Below are 1,033 nucleotides of genomic sequence, written 5' to 3'. Positions count from 1 at the left end.
GACGGCAAGAGCGTGGGCGCGGTCAGCACCTACACCTTCGAAAAGGTAAGTGCTAACCATACGATCTCTGCTTCCTTCGAAAAGGGTCTTGTGGTTGCGGATCCGGATGATACCGGCGTTTCCTCCTGGCTGAACACCAAGGATCATGCGCAGTATCTGAACGGTTATCCGGAAGGTACTTTCGAGCCGGACAACAACATGACCCGTGCGGAGGCGGCGCAGATGTTCTATAATCTGCTGCTGAACCAGGATGTTGAGAGCACGGTTGCCTTCTCTGATGTGCCATCGGATGCATGGTATGCCAAAGCGGTCAATACGCTGGCGTCTCTCGGTATGATCAACGGCGTGGGCGATAACAAGTACGAGCCCGACCGTTCGATCACCCGCGCAGAGTTCACGGCGATCGCGATGCGGTTTGCAGAGCTGCCGACAGGCGGCGAGAATTCGTTCAGCGACGTGACGCAGAACGACTGGTTCTATGATGTGGTCGTAGGTTCTATCCAATATGGCTGGATTACCGGCTATCCGGATGGCACATTCCGTCCGAATGCGACGATCACCCGTGCAGAAGTAACCACGATCACCAACCGTATGCTGGGCCGCAGCGCGGATGAAGCGTATGTGGATGGCCATGCGGCGGATCTGCGGCAGTTCTCCGACCTGAGCAAGACGCATTGGGCGTATTACGATATCATGGAAGCGACCAACGCACATGATTACACCAAGGCTGACGGCGCAGAGACCTGGACGGCGCTGCATCAGTAAAATTACAAAAAGCAATGTGTTGCAGACAAAACTGTTGTAATTCATTGTCAATCAAACACAAAGCAGGGGCACGGCAAATGTCGTGCCCTTGTTTTATGTCTGGCACACGGTGCCTTACAAATTGGCTTCCCCAAATAAGCGGATGCTTTCCAGCGGAATTCTCCACTCTCGGCCGACTTTAACAGCCGGGAGTTCTCCGTTTGCGATCATCTTGCGGATTTGTTGGCGGGTGGTTTTGAGCTCGCGGCGGCTTCCTTGACCGTCAGGA

At 54.4% G+C, this 1,033-nt stretch carries 2 protein-coding genes; one reads left to right on the top strand and one right to left on the bottom strand.

Going from position 1 to position 1,033, the window contains the following annotated elements:
* On the top strand, positions 1-765 hold a 765-nt coding region (locus EJL02_RS14030), incomplete at its 5' end, for an S-layer homology domain-containing protein (protein ID WP_164510451.1).
* 114 nt (positions 766-879) lie between these two features.
* On the opposite strand, the gene EJL02_RS14525 is transcribed toward EJL02_RS14030, so the two are convergent.
* Positions 880-975, bottom strand: coding sequence for a helix-turn-helix domain-containing protein (locus EJL02_RS14525; protein WP_243114527.1), 96 nt, complete (start codon positions 973-975; stop codon positions 880-882).
* Between the last annotated feature and the right edge of the window lie 58 nt (positions 976-1,033).

It is taken from the genome of Agathobaculum sp. Marseille-P7918, assembly GCF_900625105.1.
Lineage (GTDB): Bacteria > Bacillota > Clostridia > Oscillospirales > Butyricicoccaceae > Agathobaculum.
This window is presented reverse-complemented; position numbering and strand designations above follow the sequence as displayed.

Bases quoted from the DNA above. Each gene is read 5' to 3' on its own strand.
- EJL02_RS14525 (WP_243114527.1), bottom strand. From the start codon at position 975: ATGATCGCAAACGGAGAACTCCCGGCTGTTAAAGTCGGCCGAGAGTGG.